This window comes from Thioalkalivibrio sp. AKL9, from assembly GCF_000377825.1.
Taxonomy (GTDB): Bacteria; Pseudomonadota; Gammaproteobacteria; order Ectothiorhodospirales; family Ectothiorhodospiraceae; genus Thioalkalivibrio; species Thioalkalivibrio versutus.
The window spans coordinates 175263-194940 of sequence record NZ_KB905107.1; the positions used below are offsets into that span (position 1 = coordinate 175263).

The window sequence follows — 19678 nt, forward strand, 5'->3', positions numbered from 1 at the left end:
CAGGTCAGTTTTCGACGACGCGGGTACCGGCCTGCACGCGGTCGCCCGGGCGGGTGACTACGCGCTCGCCCCCCTCCAGCCCCTCCAGGATCTGGGTGGTGAATCCGGAACGGCGACCCACCTCTACCCGGCGCGGTTCAGCACGGCCGTCCTCGACCACGAACACCGACCAGTCGCCACGGTCGCGGAACAACGCACTGGTCGGCACCTGCAGCACGTCGTCACCCTCCCACAGCAGGAACTCGGCCTCCACGCGATAGCCAACGGCCAGCCCGGCCAGGCGCGCCTCCACCGCATCCAGATCGAGGATCACCGGCACACGCTGTTCATCCACGCCCAGCGCGGAGATCTTGGTGAAGCCGAAGGGCTGCACCCGACGCACCGTGGCGTCCAGCTTCGCATCACGACCCCAGTCGGTCAGGCGCACGCGCATTCCCGGTACCACGCGCACCGCATCCATCGACAGCAGGTCCACCTGCACCTCCAGGTCGTCCAGATCGCCGACGACCAGTACCGGCTCGCCGGCGCCGATGGTGCCCTCGCAGCAGCGGTAGCGCTCCAGCACCACGCCCTCGGCGGGCGAGCGCACGGACAGGGTATCCGCCTCGGATTCCGGCATCTGGCCGCTGGCGATATCCAGCACCACCCGGGCACTCTCGATCTCGCTGCGGGCGACCTCCACGGCGGATTCGCCCGCGCGCACGGCGGAACGCGCCCGGTCGCGCATCGTCTCCATGCGCTCCATCTCGGTCGCGGACACCGCCCCGCGGTCGAACAACTCCTGATGCCGGCGATACTCGGACTCGGCGAAACGCGCCTCGGCCCGCAGGTTCTCCAGGTTCGCCTCCGCGCTTTGCAGCCGCGAACGCGCAGCAGCCAGGTTCTCGCGCGCCTGCTCGCGCGAGCGCGCATCCAGCGCCGGCGTCGGCAACGGCTCCAGGCGGAACAACGTATCGCCCAGCGCCACCGCGTCGCCCTCCTCCAGCGCCACCCGATGCAGATAGCCGGCAATCGGCGCCGACACCGTGTAGGTGTCGCGCAACCGGGTACGCCCCTCCTCGCGCACGGTCTCCTCGAAGGAGCCCTTGTGCACCTCGCTGAGCGACACCGGCACCGGCTGCGGCCGCAGCGCCCACACCAGTGCGGCCACCCCCGCCAACACCACCAGCCCGATCGTGATCCGCTTTTTCATCAACATGCCATCAGTCTCGCAAATCCCGCCTCGACGCGCCCAGGGCCACCCCCGAGCAACACGCCCCCCCACACGTAGGATGCGACGAGCGAAGCGAATCGCATCAAGACGGCGCCGGGAAGCCGCGCGAATGGCCGGTATCCACGGTTTCGCCACCTTTCTGCATCGGTGGATTCCCGTGGCTTCCAGATGATGCGATTCGCTCCGCTCGTCACATCCTACGTCGCTGCCCCGCGCCGCACCCACCCAAATCCGTACCCGTCATTGCGAGGAGCGCAGCGACGAAGCACAAAAGCGCGCAGCGCGTTGAACGGCCGCAGGCCGACCTGAAAGGCGAGCGCAGCGAGTAATCTCCGAAAGCTGGGAATGCGTTCAAGATCCGGCTGTGGTGGTTCCGGATGGAGATTGCCGCGTCGCCTTCGGCTCCTCGCAATGACGGCCGGCCTGCTCGAATGTTGGGCGGTCCTCCGGAATGTCATTCCGCGGCCTTCAGGGCCTGTACGCGGTCGAGGCTCTGCAGGCGGCGCCAGGCGAGGAACGCGGTCAGGCTGGCCGCGACCAGGATGCCGAGCGCGGCGAAGCCGTAGGCCTGGGGCGTGATCACGAACGGCACGCGCAACAGGTCCATCGCGAAGGCCTGGTTCAGCAGCCAGGCGAAACCGGTGCCGGTGAGCCAGGCGACCGGGATCGCCGCCAGCGTCAGCACGGCGATCTCGCCCAGCAGGATCCAGCTGACCTGGCCGCGCGAGTAGCCGAGCACCTCCAGCGTGGCCAGGTCGCGGGCGCGTTCGGCATAGGTGATGCGCGCGTTGTTGTAGGTCACGGCGAAGGCGATGGACACCGCCAGCGCCACGAACACCAGGGCGAACACGATAATGGTCTCGCCGATGTATTCGCGGATGTTGCGCTCCGCCTCCGCGATCAGACCGACACTGGCCACGCGCGGACGATCCGACAACCGCGCGAACAGGGCGCCCTCCTGCGCGCGGTCGGTCAGCAGCCAGGCCCCGGAGACGGCCGGCCCCTCGCCGATCAGGCGATTCAGCGCCGGGCGGTACATGTAGGCGCCAACGCCGATCGGCTCCTCTACCACCCCGGCCAGCGGCACCGAGACCGTGCGCCGGCGTCCCTCCAGGATCTCCAGCTCCACCGGATCGCCGACGCGCAGCCCCAGCTGCTCCGCCAGGTAGTCGGTCAGCAGCATGCCTTCGTCCGGCAGGCGGCCGCGACCGCCCGCCATCGGCAACTGGCGCAGACGCGGTTCCGCGTCCAGACCCAGCAGGCGTACGCGCTCCTCGCGGTTCACCCCGACCAGGCGCACCGGCACCGCGCGGAAGGTCTCCACCGCCAGCACGCCCGGCTCGTGGCGCAGCTCCCCGGCCACGCGCGCCGGCACCGGATCGGTGAACTGCAGATCGATGTCCATCTGCAGCACCTGCCCGTACTGGGTATCCAGCATCTGATCCACCGCGTTCAGCTGGTAGGCACCCATCAGCAGCAGTCCACCGGACAGACCGATGCCGATCACCGACAGCACGGACTTGAGCCGGTGGCGCGCGAGGTTGCGCAGGATGATGCGGGTCGGTTGGTCCAGCCCGCGCCACGCCGCCGTGCGCTCCATCCAGCCGCGGTGAAAGAGTTCCGGTGCCGGTGGGCGCATGGCCTCGGCCGGGGCCATGCGCACCGCCTGCCACACCGCGCGGAAGGTGCCGAGCATGGCCGCGCCCATCGCCACAGCCACCGCCAGCACCATCACCCAGGGCTGCAGGCGAAAGCTCATCTCCGGGAAACGGAAGTACTCGGCGTAGATGCCGGCCAGGCCCTGCGCGGCCCAGGCCCCGAACGCGAGCCCCAGCCCACAGCCCACCAGCACGATGCCGCCGGTCAGCAGAGCGTAGTGCGCGGCAATCGCACCATTGCCGTAACCAAAGGCCTTGAGCACCGCGATCGGCTCGCGCTGCGAGCGGATGATGCGTCCGACCACGACGTTCAGCAGAAACGCCGCCACCGCCAGGAAGATGGTCGGCAGGATCGCCGCCTGGGCGCGCAGCTGGGTCAGTTCCTCGGACAGGAAGCGGTGCGAGAACTGGTCCTCGCGCCCGTAGGCGCCCAGGCCGCCGTAGCGGGCCAGCGCGCGGTCCATGGCCTCGATCACGGGCTCCGGGTCGGCGCCCGCTTGCAAACTCACGGCGACGGAATTGAACGCCCCTTCCATCCCGTAGGCGGCCGCCAGCGCGCGGCGGTTCATCCACAGGATGCCGTAGCGCTCGTAATCCGGCAGCAGGTCGGTGGGGCTGATCTGGTAGACGAACTCCGGCGACAGCGCGATGCCGCTGATCTGCAGGTCGGTCAGGCGCCCGTCGATGATCGCGCGCAGGGCATCCCCGCTGCCCAGTCCGTGCGCCTCGGCGAAGGCCTCGCTGAGCACCACCTCGCGCTCGCGGCCCGGCTCGGGCAGCCGGCCCTCGCGCAGGTAGAGCCGGTTCAGCAGCGGCTCGCCCCCGTCCGGCAGGGAGAGCATGGTGCCCCGGATCGGGTCGTCGAAGCCGGCGACCTCCAGGCGCACCGGGGCCTGCACCCGGGTCTCGATCTGGTTGATGCCCGGCGCATCGCGGAAGCGCTCCACCGCGCTCTCCGGCGCGCGCGTGATCTCCGCGAACACGTCGGCGAACTGATATTCGGAGTAGAAGCGCTCCTTGGTGATGGTCAGGGCGTCGAGGCTGGTCACCGCGATCACCAGCGTCATCACCCCGCTGGCGATCACCAGCGCGATGGCCGCCGCCTGGCCCTTCAGGTGGCCGAGATCGCGCAGGATCTTGCGGTTCAGGGCGCGCACGAGACGGGACCGGCGCCGCTACCAGTGCAACGAGGAAGGAGACTGCCGGCTGGCATTCTCGTGGATCTCGCTCACGCGGCCGTCGCTCAGGTGGATCACGCGATCGGCCATCTCGCCGATCACCGCATTGTGGGTAATGATCGCCACCGTCGTATCCAGGCGCTCATTGATGTGCTGCAGCACCTCCAGCACGCGGATGCCGGTCTTCGAGTCCAGCGCACCGGTCGGCTCGTCGCACAGCAGCACCGCCGGCTGCTTGGCGATCGCGCGGGCGATGGCCACCCGCTGCTGCTCGCCGCCGGAGAGCTGCGAGGGAAAGTGGTCCATGCGGTCCTCCAGCCCGACCAGCGCCAGCGCCTCCTCCGGTGGCATCGGGTCGCGCGAGATCTCGGTGACAATGGCCACGTTCTCGCGCGCGGTCAGGCTGGCGATCAGGTTGTAGAACTGGAACACGAAGCCGACATGGTCACGGCGAAAGGCCGTCAGCGTGCGCTCTGAGGCCTGCGCCAGATCCTGGTCGCGGTAGCGCACCTCGCCCTCGGACGCGGTATCCAGCCCGCCCATGATGTTCAGCAGCGTCGACTTGCCGGAGCCCGAGGCCCCCAGCATCACCACCAGCTCGCCGGTATAGAGCTCCAGGTCCACCCCGCGCAGGGCGTGGATCGTGACCTCGCCCATGCGGTAGACCTTGGTCACCCCGGCCGCGCGGAAGATCACTTCGCGCCCGGCGTGCGGCGCATCCGGGGCGGGCGCCGTGGCTGTATTCATGCCGCCCGGGGCGCAACCGATCCTGATCCAGCGGCCAAGCGCTCGGCCGCCGGTGCCGCACCCGTATCGGGCACGCCGGGCAGGATGCCCCCGTCACCGTCCAGGCTCATGGACCACAGGCTCAGCAACAACAGCAGGATGATCAGGATCGGGATCAGTACGCGCGGATTCATCAGTCACGCCCTCGCTCGCGGGAATGACCCCATGCTGCCACAAAGCCCCCGGCACAACGGCACCGCACGCAGCGTGATGGCGGGGCGTGCAGCGCCGCCGCAACCTTCGGGGCCGTCCCGGCGCCAACCGGGCAAACGTCGGGGTTCCTTCCGGATGATCGCCACGTCGCCTTCGGCGCCTCGCGATGACGGGGCATCAATCACTGTCATCGCGAGGCGCGTAGCGCCGTGGCGATCTCCACCCAGAACCAACCAATCCCGCCGCACCGCCAGCTTCACCTGATTGCCACGTCGCCTGCGGCTCCTCGCAATGACGGTGCTTTTGTCCCCGTCATTGCGAGGAGCACAGCGACGAAGCAACCTCCGAACGCTGGCAGTGCCTCCAAGATCCGCCTTCGGTGTCAGCTTCAGAAGGTTACTCGCTGCGCTCGCCCTTCGGGGCGACCTGCGGCGCCCCGCAACGAGGCGCTTCCGGACACCCCGCCCCAACCTCCTGTCATCCCGGCCGAAACGAAGCGCAGAGCCGGGATCTGCGTCATGTGGTGCGCCCCATCCCCGTCATCCCGGACACCGCGCAGCGGTGATCCGGGATCTCCCACGGTGGCACCGCTGACGTCGCAGATCCCGGCTCTGCGCTTCGCTTCGGCCGGGATGACAGGGGGTGAAATACCAGCGCGACCCCTGCTTCCATCGCCCCCCGATTTGTTGTTTTGCGCCCAAATACTTACCCTATGCACATCGCACGACCCGCCATCGGCGCGCAATCATGGCTTCCAGCGCGCGCCACGGGACGTCCTGTGCCGCCTTCAAAGGCGCGCACGACAACGATTTCAGCCAACGCTAAGGAGCAACAATGTCCGCACTGATCTGTGGGTCCATGGCCTACGACACCATCATGGTGTTCCCCGATCGCTTCAAGAACCACATCCTCCCGGACAAGGTGCACATGCTGAATGTGTCCTTCCTGGTCCCGGACATGCGCCGCGAGTTCGGCGGCTGCGCCGGCAACATCGCCTACAACATGAAGCTGCTGGGCGCGGACCCGACCATCATGGCCACCGTGGGCGGCGACTTCACCCCGTACGCCGACTGGATGGACAAGCACGCCATCTCGCGCACGTTCGTCAAGGAGCTGAAGGACACCTACACCGGTCAGGCCTTCATCACCACCGACCAGGACGACAACCAGATCACCGCCTTCCACCCGGGCGCGATGGGCTTCTCGCACCAGCAGAAGGTCACCGACGCCGACGGCATCAAGGTCGGCATCGTCTCCCCGGACGGCCGTGACGGCATGATCGAGCACGCCCAGCAGTTCGCCGACGCCGGCATCCCGTTCATGTTCGACCCGGGCCAGGGCCTGCCGATGTTCGACGGCGACGACCTGAAGCGCTTCATGGAGAACGCCACCTACGCCGCGTTCAACGACTACGAAGCGCAGCTGACCGCCGACCGCACTGGCCTGAGCCTGGAACAGCTGGCCGAGATGGTCGACGCCATGATCGTCACGCGCGGTGGCGAGGGCTCCGACATCTACACCGGCGGCAAGAAGATCACCATCCCGTCGGTCGAACCGGCCGCGATCAAGGACCCGACCGGCTGTGGCGACTCCTACCGCGCCGGCATCCTGTTCGGCCTGGAAAAGGGCTTTGATTGGGAGACCACCGGCCGTATCGCCTCGCTGATCGGCTCGATCAAGATCGCGCACTCCGGCACCCAGAACCACCACTTCACCGCCGAGGAGTTCGCCGACAAGTTCGAAAAGGCCTTCGGCTACCGCTACTAAGTAAGCGACCCCGCCGCCCCGGGCACCCGCCCGGGAACGCAAAAGGCCCGGACCGAGTTCGCTCGGCCCGGGCCTTTTTTGTGACTGGATGGCGCCAACAACACCGCCGCCCCCTGCCCGCACCAACCGCACCCCCCATCATCCCGCCCGCAACGCCATACCCCGTCACCCCGGCCATAGCGCCATACCCCGTCATCCCGGCCGTAGCGAAGCGAAGAGCCGGGATCTTCAACGCCAGGCCCACCCCCAACGCCCGAGATCCCGGATAACCGCTTTGCGGTTTCCAGGATGACGCCGTCTTCCAGACCGCCGCCAGCCTTGGCCCCCGCCGGTGGGGGCATCACTGTGGGAGCGTGCTTGCACGCGAATGCCCCTGCCCGCGTCCGACTCTGGCAGGGGCTTCGCCGGCAAGCCGGCTCCCACAAGACATTCCTGCAAGGCTATTCGCCGTAGTGCGTACGCGCCCGGATCACAATCACCAGCAACTGCTCGTCCCGAATCGTGTACAGCAGACGGTCCTTGTAGCTGATCCGCAGGGAGTAGTACCCGCGCAGATCACCAACCAGCGCCTTGCCGCAGTACGGGTCAACCGCCACCCGGTTGCGCAGGATCTGCTTCACCTTGTCACGCAGCTTCGGCGTCAGACGCCGCAAGTCCTTCTCGGCTTGACGGGTGAACCGAATGGTCCAGGTCACTGCTTCTCCCCGAACACCTCCTCGAATCCCAGCGTATCGCCTTCATCCGCCTCGCGGCGGCCCTGCTCGAATTCCTGCCGGAAGCCGGGCTCGGAGAGCAGCTCCAGGGTCTCGATCAGACTGGCGTACTCGTCTTCCGACATCAGCACCGCATCGCCGTTGCGATGCCGGATATGGTAGATCGCGTGCTGTTCGTTCACGCCCTTGATCAGATCGAACAGACCCTTGCGGGCCTCGGTAGCCGTCAGCGTCGTCATCGCCAGTCACCCGAAACGTACATAAAGTGGTACATATCGTGCGCCCACCGCACAACCCGGTCAAGACCAAACGGCCCGAAGCGGGGAAAGGGGGCCCCTGTAGGAGCGTGCTTGCACGCGAAGCCCCTGCCAGCACCGACCGCTGCCCCCGTCATCCCGCCCGCAACGCCATACCCCGTCATCCCGGCCGTAGCGAAGCGAAGAGCCGGGATCTCCAACGCCAGGCCCACCCCCAGCACCCGAGATCCCGGATAACCGCTTTGCAGTTTCCGGGATGACGCCCTCTTCCAGGCCGCCACAAGCCTTGGCCCCCACCGGTGGGGGCATCACTGTAGGAGCCGCCTTGGCGGCGAAGCCCCTGCCAGCGTCGGACGCGGGCAGGGGCATTCGCGTGCAAGCACGCTCCTACAGGAAATGCCCCATGCCCCCAAGGCCTCAGTCGCGCTGGTAGGTGCCCACCAGGCGGTTCATGCCGATCACGTGGGGCTCGGCGTGCTCCAGGAACTGCCACAGGGTCAGGCCGGGTGGCAGCTGCAGGTCGGCGTCCAGCGCCAGCAACCAGAAGAAGTAGTGGTGCTTGCCGTGGCCCTCGGGCGGCATCGGCCCGCCGTAGCCGGTGCGACCGAAGTCCGTCTGGCCGGTCGCGCCCAGATCGGTTGCCTCGGGGAGGCCATCCAGATCCGGCGGCAGGTTGTACAGCACCCAGTGCACGAAGCCGTAGGTGCCCGGCTGGATCAACGGCGCATCCGGGTCATGGCAGATCACCGCCAGGGACCCGGCGCCCTGCGGCACGTCCCGCCACCGCAATGCCGGGGAGGTGTCCTCACCCTCGCCGCTGTGGCGTTTGGGGATAGGCTGACCAGGGCCAAAGGCGGAACTCGACAGCTGCATCTCGGACAGTGCAAAACCCATGACGTACTCCTTTCCTTTACCTACCCGCACGGTAACGCCGCCGACCGCCGGTCTCCAAGCCAGCACGTGAAGCCCGGCGCTTGCAGACCGCGGACAGCACACGGATGATCGGCGCATGCGCAAGCTACTGAAGAAATGGCTGGGCCGGCGGGATCCGCTGGCGTCCGCCGCCCAGGCCGTTGACCATGGCCGCACGGGCATCGAGACCGTCCTGGGGCTGCCGCACCGACTGTCGGTGCCGCTGCTGCGCCGCCACTTCGGCGACGACGCCGAGCCTTCCGACGCCACCTTCCGCGAGACCGGTCGCGACGGTTACTGGAAGCTGCCGCCACCCGCCCCCGAGTTCGAAGTGCACTTGTACGGCGACCCGGACGGCCGCCTGACGCTGGGCACCATCCGCGGGCACGGCCCGTACGCCGGCCTCGTAGTCTTCAGCGAATGGTCGCCGGATCACCCCGCCGCCGTCTGGCAGCTGCGGGTCGAAGAACCGGCCGGCGAGTCCGCCCAGGCCCTGCACGACCACCTGCTCGACCCGGACCGTTCCCCCGAATAGCACGCATCGCCGCATACCATCCGCCCCGGTAGGAGCGTGCTTGCACGCGAAGCCCCTGCCAGAGTTGGCCGCGGGCAGGGGCATTCGCGTGCAAGCACGCTCCTACCGTGAGACCCATTCGCTGGAACCGGGCCTTCAGGCTGGAAAAACCCGATCACACCCCCAACATATCCTTGAAGCCAACCGAATCCGGCAGCTCCCCGAATCGATTGACACGCTACGGAAAACCGCAGCGCACGCCCGTCGATTTCCCAATACTCCACCCAGGCACACCGGCAACCATGACGCGAAAGCCCCAGTCCATCTCCCTGGTCCTCGGCAGCGGCGGCGCCCGCGGTCTGGCACAGATCGGCGTGATCCGCTGGCTGGAGGAGCACTCGGACTACCGCATCCGCTCCATTGCCGGGGCCTCCATGGGCGCGGTCGTCGGGGGCATCTACGCCGCCGGGCAACTGGACGCCTACGAGGCGTGGGTGAAGTCCCTGCGGCGCCAGGACGTCTGGCGGCTGCTGGACTTTTCCTTCCGCGGCGCCGGGCTGATCCGCGGCGACCGCCTGATCGAGAAGCTGCGCGACATGCTCGGGGACATGGACATCGAGGACCTGCCGATCTCGTTCACCGCCGTGGCCACCGATATCGAACGCGAACGCGAGGTCTGGCTGAACTCCGGCTCGCTGTTCGACGCCATCCGCGCCTCCATCGCCATCCCCACCGTGTTCACCCCGGTGCGCCTCAAGGGCCGGCTGCTGGTGGACGGCGGCCTGCTGAACCCGGTCCCGATCGCCCCGACCCTGACCGACGACACCGACATCACCCTGGCCGTCAGCCTGAACGGCCGCGTCGGCGAAGAGCTGATCCGTCCCGAGCGCGCCAAGGCGCCCGACCCGGACCGGGAAGAACCCGACAGCGGGTTCCTCAACCACCGCCTGACAGATGCCCTGCCGGATCGCGTCGGCAGCTGGCTGCTGGACTGGCAGGACAAGCTGGGCCTGGGCGAGACCGACCCCGGCCTGAGCCGGGAACAGGAAGCCCACGCGCTGGGCATGATCGACATCGTCTCCCACTCCATCGAGGCCATGCAGGGCACGATCGCGCGCTTTCGCATCGCCGCCTACAACCCGGAGCACCTGATCGAAGTCCCGGTCAACGCCTGCGGCATATTCGACTTCCACCGCGCCGCCGAGATGATCGACCTCGGCTACGAACTCGCCGACCGCAAACTAGGCCACCAGAAGCCTTAATTGCCCCCCCGGCGGGAACATCACTGTAGGAGCGTGCTTGCACGCGAATGCCCCTGCCAGAGTCGGACGCGGGCGGGGGCTTCGCGTGCAAGCACGCTTGTATGTTTAACCCCGGCAGGCCTAGAAAGGGTCTGTCGGGGTGGAGGGACGAGGCCCGCATCTGGCCTGTGGCACAGACGGTAGGAGAGTTCGTCCCACCCCTCACCTTAAACGCCGATAAGGAATCGATCGGCTCGGGACCGACGATAGATGGCAAGCCAGCGTTCGGTGAGGCCCCGACAGACAACTCCAAGCTAGCTCGGGAGGTGTAATGATGGCAACGCATCGGATCGGGGTCGATGTCGGCAAGGCCGAGTTGTGGATCAGCATCGACGGTGAAACCGCACAGCCGTGTCCCAACGAGCTCCCGGCGATCCGCCGGTGGGTCCGTGGCTTGGAGGGTCCGGCCGACTTCGCCCTGGAGGCGACCAACGACTATCACCTGGCCCTGGCGCTGGAGGCTCATCATCAGGGCCACCGGGTGTATCTGATCAATGGCTATCGCCTCAATCGCTACCGCGAGAGCATCGGTGGCCGGGCCAAGACCGATGCCGGGGATGCTCGGCTTCTGGTGCGTTATCTGCAACGCGAACAGGACGAACTGCGCCCCTGGACACCGCCGCCCGAGGGCTACCGGACCCTGCAAAAGCTGCTGCGCCGGCGTGCCACGCTGGTGCGGGCACGGGTCATGCTGGAGCAGAGTCTGCGAGGCGTACCCGAACTGCAGTCCAACCTGAAGCAGCTGCTTCAGGAGATCGGTCGGCTGGATGCCGTCCTCCAGCGTGTGCTGCGCGAGACGGTCGGTCGCGCCGGCTGGTCGGATCACGCCCGACGCTGCCAGCAGATCGAGGGTGTGGGCCCGCTCACCGCCACCGGCTTGACGATGGCGTTCCATCGAGGCGCCTTCCGCAGCGGTGATGCGTTCGTTGCCTTCCTGGGGTTGGATGTCCGCATACGCGACTCCGGCACGAAACGGGGGCAGCGCAAACTCACCAAACAGGGCGATCCAGAGTTGCGACGGCTGCTCTATCTGGCCGCGATGCAGGCCAAGTCGAAAGCCGCCTGGAGCGACTACTACCAGCGCTGCCTGGACCGTGGCCTGGCGACGACCCAGGCCCTGAACGCCTTGGCTCGAAAGCTGGCCCGCGTCGCCTTCGCCCTGATGAAAAATCAGACCGATTACCAACCTAAGATCCCTTGTGGAGAGACATAGAATCTCCTACAGAACCCCAGCCCATATCCTCCCGGCCATCGCCCCCACCAGGTCATCCCGGCCGCCGCACCACACCCCGTCATCCCGGCCATCGCCCCACCCCCGTCATCCCGGCCGTAGCGCAGCGAAGAGCCGGGATCTCCAACGCCAGCCCAACCCCAACACCCGAGATCCCGGATAACCGCTTTGCGGTTTCCGGGATGACAGCCCCTTCCCGGCCGCCAGAAGCCTTAGTTGCCCCCCGGTGGGAACATCACTGTAGGAGCGTGCTTGCACGCGAAGCCCCTGCCAGAGTCGGACGCGGGCAGGGGCTTCGCGTGCAAGCACGCTCCTACAGAACCCCAGCCCATATCCTCCCGGCCATCGCCCCACCAGGTCATCACGGCCATCGCCCCTATCCCCGTCATCCCGGCCGCAGCGAAGCGAAGAGCCGGGATCTCCAACGCCAGCCCACCCCCAACGCCCGAGATCCCGGATAACCGCTTTGCGGTTTCCGGGATGACAGCTTCTTCCGGGACTCCAGAAGCCTTAGTTACCCCCGGTGGGAACATCACTGTGGGAACGTGCTTGCACGCGAAGCCCCTGCCAAAGTCGGATGCAGGCACGCGCCGACAGCACCCCGAAGAACTGTAGGAGGCCTCGGATCAATGCTTGAAGTGCACGAACAGCCGCCCGTGGTTCTTCGAATCCTTCTCCAGGCGGTGATAGCGCGCCTTGACCTCCGGCTGCTGCAGAAAGCGCAGCACGCGTTTCTTCAGCTGCCCGCTGCCCTTGCCGTGGATGATCTCCACCGTCTTGATGCGCTTGTCACAGGCCTGCTCGATCGCGCCGTTCAACTCGGCGTCGATCCGGCGGCCATTGCGGAAGCACTCGTGCAGATCGATCGACAACCGCGACATCGCGAACCCCGCGAGTAGAGGCTCAGTTCACCGTCACCACGATACAGCGCGCCAGCTGCTGCACCTTGTGCGAGACACTCCCGGAGAGCAGCCCCTGCAGGCCCCCAAGGCCGCGCGAGCCCATCACCACCATGTCCACGTCGTGATACTCCGCCTGTTGCAGGATCACCTTGGCCGGAGAGCCGTCTTCCACATGGTGCTCGATGTCGGTCACGCCCAGATCGGTGAAGTATCCGTGGGCCTGCTCGATCAGCTTCTTCGCGATATCCCGCAGCACCTTCGGCGGCACCGCGGCGCCCACGGCCGCACCGCCCGCTGCCAGCGGCGGATCGTTCGGGTCCGGCAGGTCCGAGAGTTGGCGGATATGCGGCGGCACCTCGCCTTGCAGCAGAACGCTGACCAGCACTACCCGGGCGTGATACTTGGACGCCAGATCCGCGGCCACTTCCACCGCCCGCCAGGCGTTGGCGGAACCATCCACCGGCACCAACATGGTCTTCAGTTCCATACCGCGCTCCTTGTTTCTCACCCCGTGGGACTCGCCCGCTTCCGCGGCCGTTCAGTCGCCGCCCAGACTGCCAGAGTTGCCCCCCGCGCGCAGCACTTTTCAGCACCCTATACTGGGCAGAAAATCGGCACAGGAACCGCGATGACCCGCCTGTTCGAAAAGACCTATCTCAAGCCCGGCGCCGCCCCCGGACACGGCGCCCACGCCACCGAACACCCGCACGCCGCCGACGCCACCGTCTCCGCCTGGCACTACCATCGCGAACAGCTCGTCGAGCTCGACCCGCAACGCACCCTGCGCGAAGGCGTGCAGACCGTCGACGGCGGATTCGTCTGGCTGCACCTGCAGGGGGCCCCCAGCCCGCGCCAATTGCACGACCTGGGCGAGGCTTTCGACCTGCACCCGCTGGCGCTGGAAGACGTGCGCCACCAGGGCCAGCGTCCCAAGGTCGACTTCTTCGACGCGCAAATGGTCGCCATCCTGCGTCAGCCGCGCCATCACAACGGCAACATCGAACTCGACCAGCTCAACCTGTTCGTGGTGGGCACCCACCTCGTCATCAGCGTCCATAGCGGCGCGGCCGATCCCTTCGGGCCGGTCCGCGAACGGATGCGCAACGCCAACCGCAACTTCAACCGCCTAGGCGCCGCGTACCTCGCCTACGCCCTGATGGACAGCGTGATCGACCAGGCCTTCCCGGTGCTGGAACACATCAGCGAACGCCTGGAGACACTGGAAGAGACCGTCCTCGAACAGCCCGACCGCCACACCCTCAACGAGATCCATATCCTGCGGCGCGAGCTCCTCGTCCTGCGCCGCCAGCTCTGGCCCACGCGTGACGTGATCGCCCGCCTCATGCGCGACGACCTCGAACCCTTTACCCCGGAGCTGTTCCCGTACCTGCGCGACGCCTACGACCACACCATCCAAATCATGGATCTGCTGGAGTCCTACCGCGAGATGGCGGCCACCCTGATCGAGGCCTACATGTCCGCCATCAACCAGCGCTCCAACGACGTCATGCGCGTGCTCACCATCATCGCCACCATCTTCATCCCGCTCACCTTCATCGTCGGCATCTACGGCATGAACTTCGAAAACCCCGACAGCCCCTGGTCCATGCCCGAGCTCTACACCTACTACGGCTACCCCATCCTGCTCGGCATCATGCTCGCCGTCGTCGCCGTCATGCTCTACCTCTTCCGCCGCCGCGGCTGGCTGTAACCAGCCATCTCCCCCTCACTGCAGGCTCCTGCATATAAAACCCGCGATGATCCCGCCCGCTGCGCCCCACCTCGTCATCCCGGCCGCAGCGCCACCACGAGCCGGGATCTCCACCGCCAAGACCCTCCCCGACGCCCGAGATCCCGGATAACCGCTTCGCGGTTTCCGGGATGACGACACTGGGACAAAGCGCGGCTTCCGGAGCAACAAAGCCAACGACCGACCGGGAACAACGGCAGGGTCGGACCGCGATAACGGGTTAGAGGCCTCGCCCGTCCGGGCTACAGGGAGGAAGCACCGGGGCGATGGGAGACAATCAAAAAAGCCGGGCGGGGAGCCCGGCTTGTTGAGGGGACTGGGGCTTGTTACCAGTCAGGGGCCCCTTCGTCATCGTCATCGTCGTCGTCTTCTTCGTCGTGGTCACCCATGGAGCCGCCAGCCGCACCACCTTCGGCACCACCGCCGCCCATGGTGCCGCCGCCACCGGCGCCACCAGCACCCCCTTCCGGAGCACCCGCGCCGCCACCGGCAGCGCCTTCGGGAGCGCCAGCGCCTCCTTCAGCACCGGCACCGGCCTCCGGGGCACCGGTATCTGCGCCGGCGTCGCCGCCCGCCTGAGCGTGCGCCGCGCCAAGACCGCCCAGCGCAAACATGGAACCCAGCACCATCGCGATCGCAGTTTTCTGGAAAGTCGACATCATGGTTCTCTCCTTCAAGTTGGAATCGAGTCACAGCCAACCGAATCGGGCCAGTCAGGCTTTCAATTGACTGCGCCAGAGAAGGAGCAAGGGGGATGCCAAACATGACCCCTGCTGACGAAGATCTCATCATCGAAACAAAGTGTGATCGATTCCGCTGGCTCACACCGCAACACTCCACTCCGGAATGATGCAAAACGACACATGAGTTATCGCGACCGGGTCAGAACGCCACACCGCCCACGCGGAAAACAAGATCATGCGCCCGCCAGGGCGAACCGCGCGCCCGAGCTTCGTGCCAGAACCAGAATGCTTTCACAGGAAGACACGCAGACCGGAAGGTTCAGGATCGGCGAGTGCCCAGGGCACCGGACCGGACGCCACGGCGCTTCGCGCCTCACGATGACGGGACAGATGCCCCACATTTGGCAGGCACCAACGCCAAACCCGAAACCCCGGCCGCGGCGCCCCACCCTGTCATCCCGGCCGCAGCGCAGCGAAGAGCCGGGATCTCCCACGCAAGCCACCCCACCCGCACCATCTAAACCCCACAAACCCCGTCATCGCGAGCCCGCAACGCGGCCGCGGCGATCGACTGGCAAGTCTCAACGACCTGGAGGAATACCCGTCAGCTATCCAGCTGGGCGACGTATTCGCCCACGACCACGAGCTCGGACAACGCATCGTCCTCCAGCACGATCGGCTGATAGCCGGGCAGACTGGATTCCGGCTTGAGGATGATCCGTGCGTGGCGCCACTCCGTGTCCGGATCGCTCGTTTTTTCGCTGTGGTAGCGCTTGATGGTGAAACTGGCGCCGGTATCCGGGTCGTCGATGTCGCGGTGCTGCACCAGCACGATCTTGCCCTCGCGCGTACCGCCGCCGGGCGGGGCGAACAGACACCACGCCCCATCCGGGATTCGGCGATTCATCGACGCCCCGACAACCTGCGCAATGAACATACCGGGCTTCAGCGCGATAAATTCGGGCGGCGCTACCCAGTCGAAGGCCTCCGGACTCTGCTCCACGTTCTGCAGTTCGCTGAAACCGCCCGCAGCCGCCTTGAACGAAACCACCGGCAGGGCATTCACGAACGGCTCGACCTCCTCCGGTGCAAGCTTGGGGAACGGCAGGACATCCGCTTGGGCTTCTTGCTCACCCGCCGCATCCGGCGTCCCGCCATGCTGATGCACGAGCGCGCGGAAGTACTCGTTGGTCTCCGGATCCGCCGACCAGATCAGGCAGCCCTTCATCCCGCGGCTCATCAGCGTGCGGTAGGTATTCTTGATGATCTGGTCGGCCTTCTTTCGCGCCGGGTCCGGGTTTTCCTTCAGCGCCTTCTTGTAGCCCTTGATCGAGGCGTCGTTCTTCGAACGCGCCTCCGGCACCGTGATCACCTCGCCATCGCGCACGACAAGGTCGGGCCCGATGATCACGCCCACATAATCCAGCTCCAGCCCCTGGCTGGTATGGATGCATCCAATCTGGTGCACCGAATCCGGCTGGATCATCCAGGTGGAACCGTCCTTGTCCAGGTTCCATTGCATCGCGAAGTTGTGCTCCGCGAAGCGGATATCCATCGCCTCCGCGTCCTTCTTGCTGTCCCAGTCCCAGCAGTAGCCGGCCAGCAGCCGCGCCCGGTTGGCCTGCACGTTCAGCGCAAAGATGCGATCGCGCAGTTCGGTGGGCGAATCGACCACCTCGACCGAGTAGGCCAGCTCGTCCAGGTTCTCATTCGCGGTGTCCCGGATCTGCAAGGCCTGATCCAGCCAGGCCAGGTAGCCATCGGAACCGGAACAGCGAAACTGCGAGCGCAGCTCGGCGTAGTGAATGGTCGCGCCCGCGGCCTTCGCCCAGCGTTCGATCTCCTCGCGCGAGCCGATGTCCTTCCAGTGGATCCGCTGCTCCTCGTCCAGAAAGAAGACCGCCGTGCGCGCCGCGTGGATGATCTCCTTGGCCTGGTTCTCGCCCAGGTTCTGATACATGCCCGACTTCTCGTTCAGCCGGTGGGCCTCGTCCACGATCAGGGTATCGAAGGTGTCCGCCTCCGCCTCGTGGTAGGAACCGGAGCCCCGGAACAGGTTGCTGATGCGGCTCTTCTTCATCGTACCGGTCAGCCGGGCCTCGTAGACCGCCCTCGGCGCCGCATTGCGCGTCACGTACTGCGCCACCTTGCCCTGCCGGGTCAGCGCCCCGAGCAGGTTCACGGCGACGACCGACTTTCCGGTCCCCGGCCCGCCCTGCACGATGAACACTTGTTTGCCGTGCTCTTCGGCGATCGCGGAGAGATCGAGCGCGCTCTCGTAGACCAGCTTCTGATCGTCGATCATCAAGAACTCGGCATTGCCCTCCAGCAGCGACGCTAGATGATCCGCCAGCGACTTCGACGGGCGAATCCGCCCGTGCTCGACGCGATAGAGGATGTCGTTCGCATCCCCCTTGCGCACGTGCTGACTCAGGAAGCGCGCGAGCTTTTCGGCGTCCGGCTTCAGGAAGGCCGGGGCGCGCTCGAGGTGGTCGCTGTATCGCGCATCCCCGATCGCCGGCGACACGCTGTTGTGCAGGTAGGCACAGGGGTGCAAACCAATGTTGTCGGTCTGCACCGTCTCGTTGTAGTCCTCCAGCAGCGCCGCGTAGGACCACGCCTGGTAGGACGGATGCGTGACCTCGCGTTCCCGGCCGCCGACGAAGGTACGCACGATCGCATCCTTCTCCGTCGCCTCCACGTGCTCCCACTGCTTCAGCTCCACGATCACCGCGGTGTCATGCCCGTCGCTGTTGCGGCCGGTCAGGATGAAATCCACCCGCTTCGAGGTCTGCGGGATCATGTACTCGATCGCCACGCCGGCATCATCGGGGATGCCGGATGCGCTCAGGACGTTCTCCATGTACTGCATCGAGTTGCGCCAGGACGTGATCTCGTTCCGCGAGGGCTTGCCCTTCCCACTCCCTAGCATCCTGGCCAGGATGCGCTCCTCGATCTCGTTGCCCTGGACGTGCTCGACGAACTGGCGCTTGTCGGCCGTGTAGATCAGCATCGCGACACTCCCTGGTCCGGCCTACAGATCGGTGTACTTGCGCGCACTGCCCCGCGCCTTGTCCGCCGGATACTTCCGCGCGTTCGCCTCCAGCTTGTCGCTCGCCGCCTGCACCAGGTTCACATCCAGCTTGTGCGCCAGGAGCAGCAGGTAGATCTGCACATCCGCGATCTCCTCCCGCACCGCCTCACGGGCCTCGCCGGACAACTCGCGGGACTGCTCCTCGGTCAGCCACTGGAAGTGCTCGATCAGCTCGCCAACCTCGCCCGCCAGCGCCATCGACAGGTTCTTCGGCGAATGGAACTGCGCCCAGTCCCGTTCCTCGACGAACGCCTCCAGTCGCGAGGCCAACTCCTCCAGTCCCTGCGCACTGCCCGAATCTGCGTTCATCCTTCCCCCGTGGCATCGATGCCTTTGCTTGCCGGCATCGTACCGAACTCGACCCTGCTCCAGTAATCGCGGCCACGCGGACATGCACACGCGCCTTTAGCTCAATGTTGGTATGGTTTCCGCGAAGTGCCCGACGCACTACCAGGACAAGCAACGCAAAGGCTGCACGGATGGGGCTATCAGACCGAGATTACGACCGCGACGGGCCACCCCGTCGTAAGCGGGGGCGCAAGCCTGCCGCCCCAGAAGAACCAGCGCTGGACCGAAGCACCAAACAACTCCTCATGGTCGTGCTGATCCTGGCGCTCGTCCTCGCCCTTGCCTATCTGCTCCACTACCACATGCAGATCCGGGCCGTGAACAACATGCTGGAGCGGCTGGGAGTCGTTCAGACAGAAGCAGCCGAACAGCTCGTCGAACCGGCGCTCGACGGTCTGCGCAGTCAACAGGAACGCCTGCAACAGCAACACCGGCGTCAAGACGCGGCCCGTCAGCGTGAAGAGGCGATCCGTCAGCGCCAAGCCGCGCAAGCGCGCCGGGAGCGCGAGTTCGAACGCGCATTCATCGCCCAGTACGAGGTGCCGGACGGCTGCGACAGCTGGGACTCCCAAGCCCAGATGGTCGAGTGCACGAACCAGCGCATCCGCGCGCGCCGCGAATTCCGCAGCGAATTCTTCCGCGAACCGGCACCGGCCCAGATGCTGCTGGAGGACACTCCGCGATGACGCCGAAGACCCTTCCCGATTCTGCAACCTTCCCGGACCCTGCTCCGGGGCAAGAGGCAAGGTCTGACCCCGAAGTCCGGATGGAAGGAAATCTTTTTCTGCAGAAACGTACTCAAGCCACGAAGGTGAGCGCCGTGAGCCAGGTCGTGAAGGAAGTCCTAGTTGCGGAGTCTCCCAAGGTTGTCCTCGGCCTACCTGGGGACAACCTCGGGAGACTCCACATCAGGCTGTGGTGGCATACGTTAGGTTCATCGAGCATTACCGGGGAAGGCTGCGCGGATTTTGAGGAAGAAGTATTCCTGGTCGCGATAGCCATAGGCCCGACGCTTGATGACCTTGATCGTGTTGTTAATGCCCTCGACGACGCTGGTGTTCAGCCGGTGGCGGCAGCGCGAGACGATGCCGGGCAGGTAGGGCTCCAGCAGGCGTGCGAAGCGCTGCAGGGCCTGGATTCCGCTCTCGTGCGCTTGCTGCACCCATTGCCGCCACGCCTGGTGCGTCCGCTCGGGGCTGCGCTGGAACCACAGTCTCT

At 66.4% G+C, this 19678-nt stretch carries 19 protein-coding genes; 6 read left to right on the forward strand and 13 right to left on the reverse strand.

Annotation, left to right across the window (positions count from 1 at the left end):
* Positions 1–4 precede the first annotated feature (4 nt).
* The 4 genes from D573_RS0106650 to D573_RS14675 form a co-directional block, all read right to left on the reverse strand.
* Positions 5–1198: an efflux RND transporter periplasmic adaptor subunit gene (locus tag D573_RS0106650; RefSeq protein ID WP_026287930.1), complete on the reverse strand. Its 1194-nt coding sequence runs from the start codon at positions 1196–1198 to the stop codon at positions 5–7.
* Positions 1199–1667: 469 nt separating this feature from the next.
* Positions 1668–4028, reverse strand: coding sequence for an FtsX-like permease family protein (locus tag D573_RS0106655; RefSeq protein WP_018938021.1), 2361 nt, complete (start codon positions 4026–4028; stop codon positions 1668–1670).
* Positions 4029–4046: 18 nt separating this feature from the next.
* Positions 4047–4796, reverse strand: coding sequence for an ABC transporter ATP-binding protein (locus D573_RS0106660; protein WP_018938022.1), 750 nt, complete (start codon positions 4794–4796; stop codon positions 4047–4049).
* Positions 4793–4969, reverse strand: a complete 177-nt coding sequence (locus D573_RS14675) for a hypothetical protein (protein ID WP_018938023.1) — start codon at positions 4967–4969, stop codon at positions 4793–4795. The genes D573_RS0106660 and D573_RS14675 overlap by 4 nt, the downstream gene beginning before the upstream one ends.
* Positions 4970–5822: 853 nt before the next feature.
* Between D573_RS14675 and D573_RS0106670 the strand changes: the two genes are divergently transcribed.
* Complete coding sequence (locus tag D573_RS0106670; protein ID WP_018146342.1) at positions 5823–6755, forward strand: carbohydrate kinase family protein; 933 nt, start codon at positions 5823–5825, stop codon at positions 6753–6755.
* A 440-nt stretch (positions 6756–7195) separates the two neighbouring features.
* On the opposite strand, the gene D573_RS0106675 is transcribed toward D573_RS0106670, so the two are convergent.
* From D573_RS0106675 to D573_RS0106690, 3 genes are all read right to left on the reverse strand, one after another.
* Positions 7196–7450, reverse strand: a complete 255-nt coding sequence (locus D573_RS0106675; protein WP_017940358.1) for a type II toxin-antitoxin system mRNA interferase toxin, RelE/StbE family — start codon at positions 7448–7450, stop codon at positions 7196–7198.
* A complete protein-coding gene (locus D573_RS0106680) occupies positions 7447–7707 on the reverse strand; it encodes a type II toxin-antitoxin system Phd/YefM family antitoxin (protein ID WP_018146344.1) in 261 nt (86 codons plus the stop codon). The genes D573_RS0106675 and D573_RS0106680 overlap by 4 nt, the downstream gene beginning before the upstream one ends.
* Positions 7708–8142: 435 nt before the next feature.
* Complete coding sequence (locus D573_RS0106690) at positions 8143–8619, reverse strand: YbhB/YbcL family Raf kinase inhibitor-like protein (protein WP_018168012.1); 477 nt, start codon at positions 8617–8619, stop codon at positions 8143–8145.
* A 115-nt stretch (positions 8620–8734) separates the two neighbouring features.
* Here D573_RS0106690 and D573_RS0106695 point away from each other — a divergent pair, with 115 nt between their 5' ends.
* The 3 genes from D573_RS0106695 (at position 8735) to D573_RS0106710 (ending at position 11665) form a co-directional block, all read left to right on the forward strand.
* Positions 8735–9172 carry a hypothetical protein gene (locus tag D573_RS0106695; protein WP_018938025.1) on the forward strand — a complete coding sequence of 146 codons (438 nt, stop codon included), beginning with the start codon at positions 8735–8737 and terminating at the stop codon, positions 9170–9172.
* Positions 9173–9453: 281 nt separating this feature from the next.
* Entirely contained in the window at positions 9454–10413 is a 960-nt protein-coding gene (locus D573_RS0106700; protein ID WP_018938026.1) for a patatin-like phospholipase family protein, read from the forward strand.
* Positions 10414–10723: 310 nt separating this feature from the next.
* On the forward strand, positions 10724–11665 hold the full coding sequence (locus D573_RS0106710) for an IS110 family transposase (protein WP_018938028.1): 942 nt from the start codon (positions 10724–10726) through the stop codon (positions 11663–11665).
* A gap of 644 nt (positions 11666–12309) precedes the next feature.
* On the opposite strand, the gene D573_RS0106720 is transcribed toward D573_RS0106710, so the two are convergent.
* Both D573_RS0106720 and D573_RS0106725 read right to left on the reverse strand, forming a co-directional pair.
* On the reverse strand, positions 12310–12564 hold the full coding sequence (locus D573_RS0106720; RefSeq protein ID WP_018146348.1) for a Smr/MutS family protein: 255 nt from the start codon (positions 12562–12564) through the stop codon (positions 12310–12312).
* A gap of 22 nt (positions 12565–12586) precedes the next feature.
* Positions 12587–13072 carry a universal stress protein gene (locus tag D573_RS0106725; protein WP_018146349.1) on the reverse strand — a complete coding sequence of 162 codons (486 nt, stop codon included), beginning with the start codon at positions 13070–13072 and terminating at the stop codon, positions 12587–12589.
* A gap of 141 nt (positions 13073–13213) precedes the next feature.
* Here D573_RS0106725 and corA point away from each other — a divergent pair, with 141 nt between their 5' ends.
* On the forward strand, positions 13214–14296 hold the full coding sequence (corA, locus tag D573_RS0106730; protein WP_018938030.1) for a magnesium/cobalt transporter CorA: 1083 nt from the start codon (positions 13214–13216) through the stop codon (positions 14294–14296).
* Positions 14297–14661: 365 nt separating this feature from the next.
* Here the strand turns inward: corA and D573_RS0106735 are convergent, their stop codons facing one another.
* The 3 genes from D573_RS0106735 to D573_RS0106745 all read right to left on the reverse strand — a co-directional run bounded on the left by D573_RS0106735 (position 14662) and on the right by D573_RS0106745 (position 18421).
* Positions 14662–14997, reverse strand: coding sequence for a hypothetical protein (locus tag D573_RS0106735; RefSeq protein WP_018168017.1), 336 nt, complete (start codon positions 14995–14997; stop codon positions 14662–14664).
* 625 nt (positions 14998–15622) lie between these two features.
* Entirely contained in the window at positions 15623–18031 is a 2409-nt protein-coding gene (locus D573_RS0106740; RefSeq protein ID WP_018938031.1) for a DNA/RNA helicase domain-containing protein, read from the reverse strand.
* A gap of 21 nt (positions 18032–18052) precedes the next feature.
* Entirely contained in the window at positions 18053–18421 is a 369-nt protein-coding gene (locus D573_RS0106745) for a nucleotide pyrophosphohydrolase (RefSeq protein WP_018938032.1), read from the reverse strand.
* Between the two features lie 284 nt (positions 18422–18705).
* Here D573_RS0106745 and D573_RS0106750 point away from each other — a divergent pair, with 284 nt between their 5' ends.
* Positions 18706–19146 carry a hypothetical protein gene (locus D573_RS0106750; RefSeq protein WP_018938033.1) on the forward strand — a complete coding sequence of 147 codons (441 nt, stop codon included), beginning with the start codon at positions 18706–18708 and terminating at the stop codon, positions 19144–19146.
* A 248-nt stretch (positions 19147–19394) separates the two neighbouring features.
* On the opposite strand, the gene D573_RS0106755 is transcribed toward D573_RS0106750, so the two are convergent.
* Positions 19395–19678 (reverse strand): transposase (locus tag D573_RS0106755; protein ID WP_018939182.1); only part of this gene is annotated, 284 nt, incomplete at its 5' end.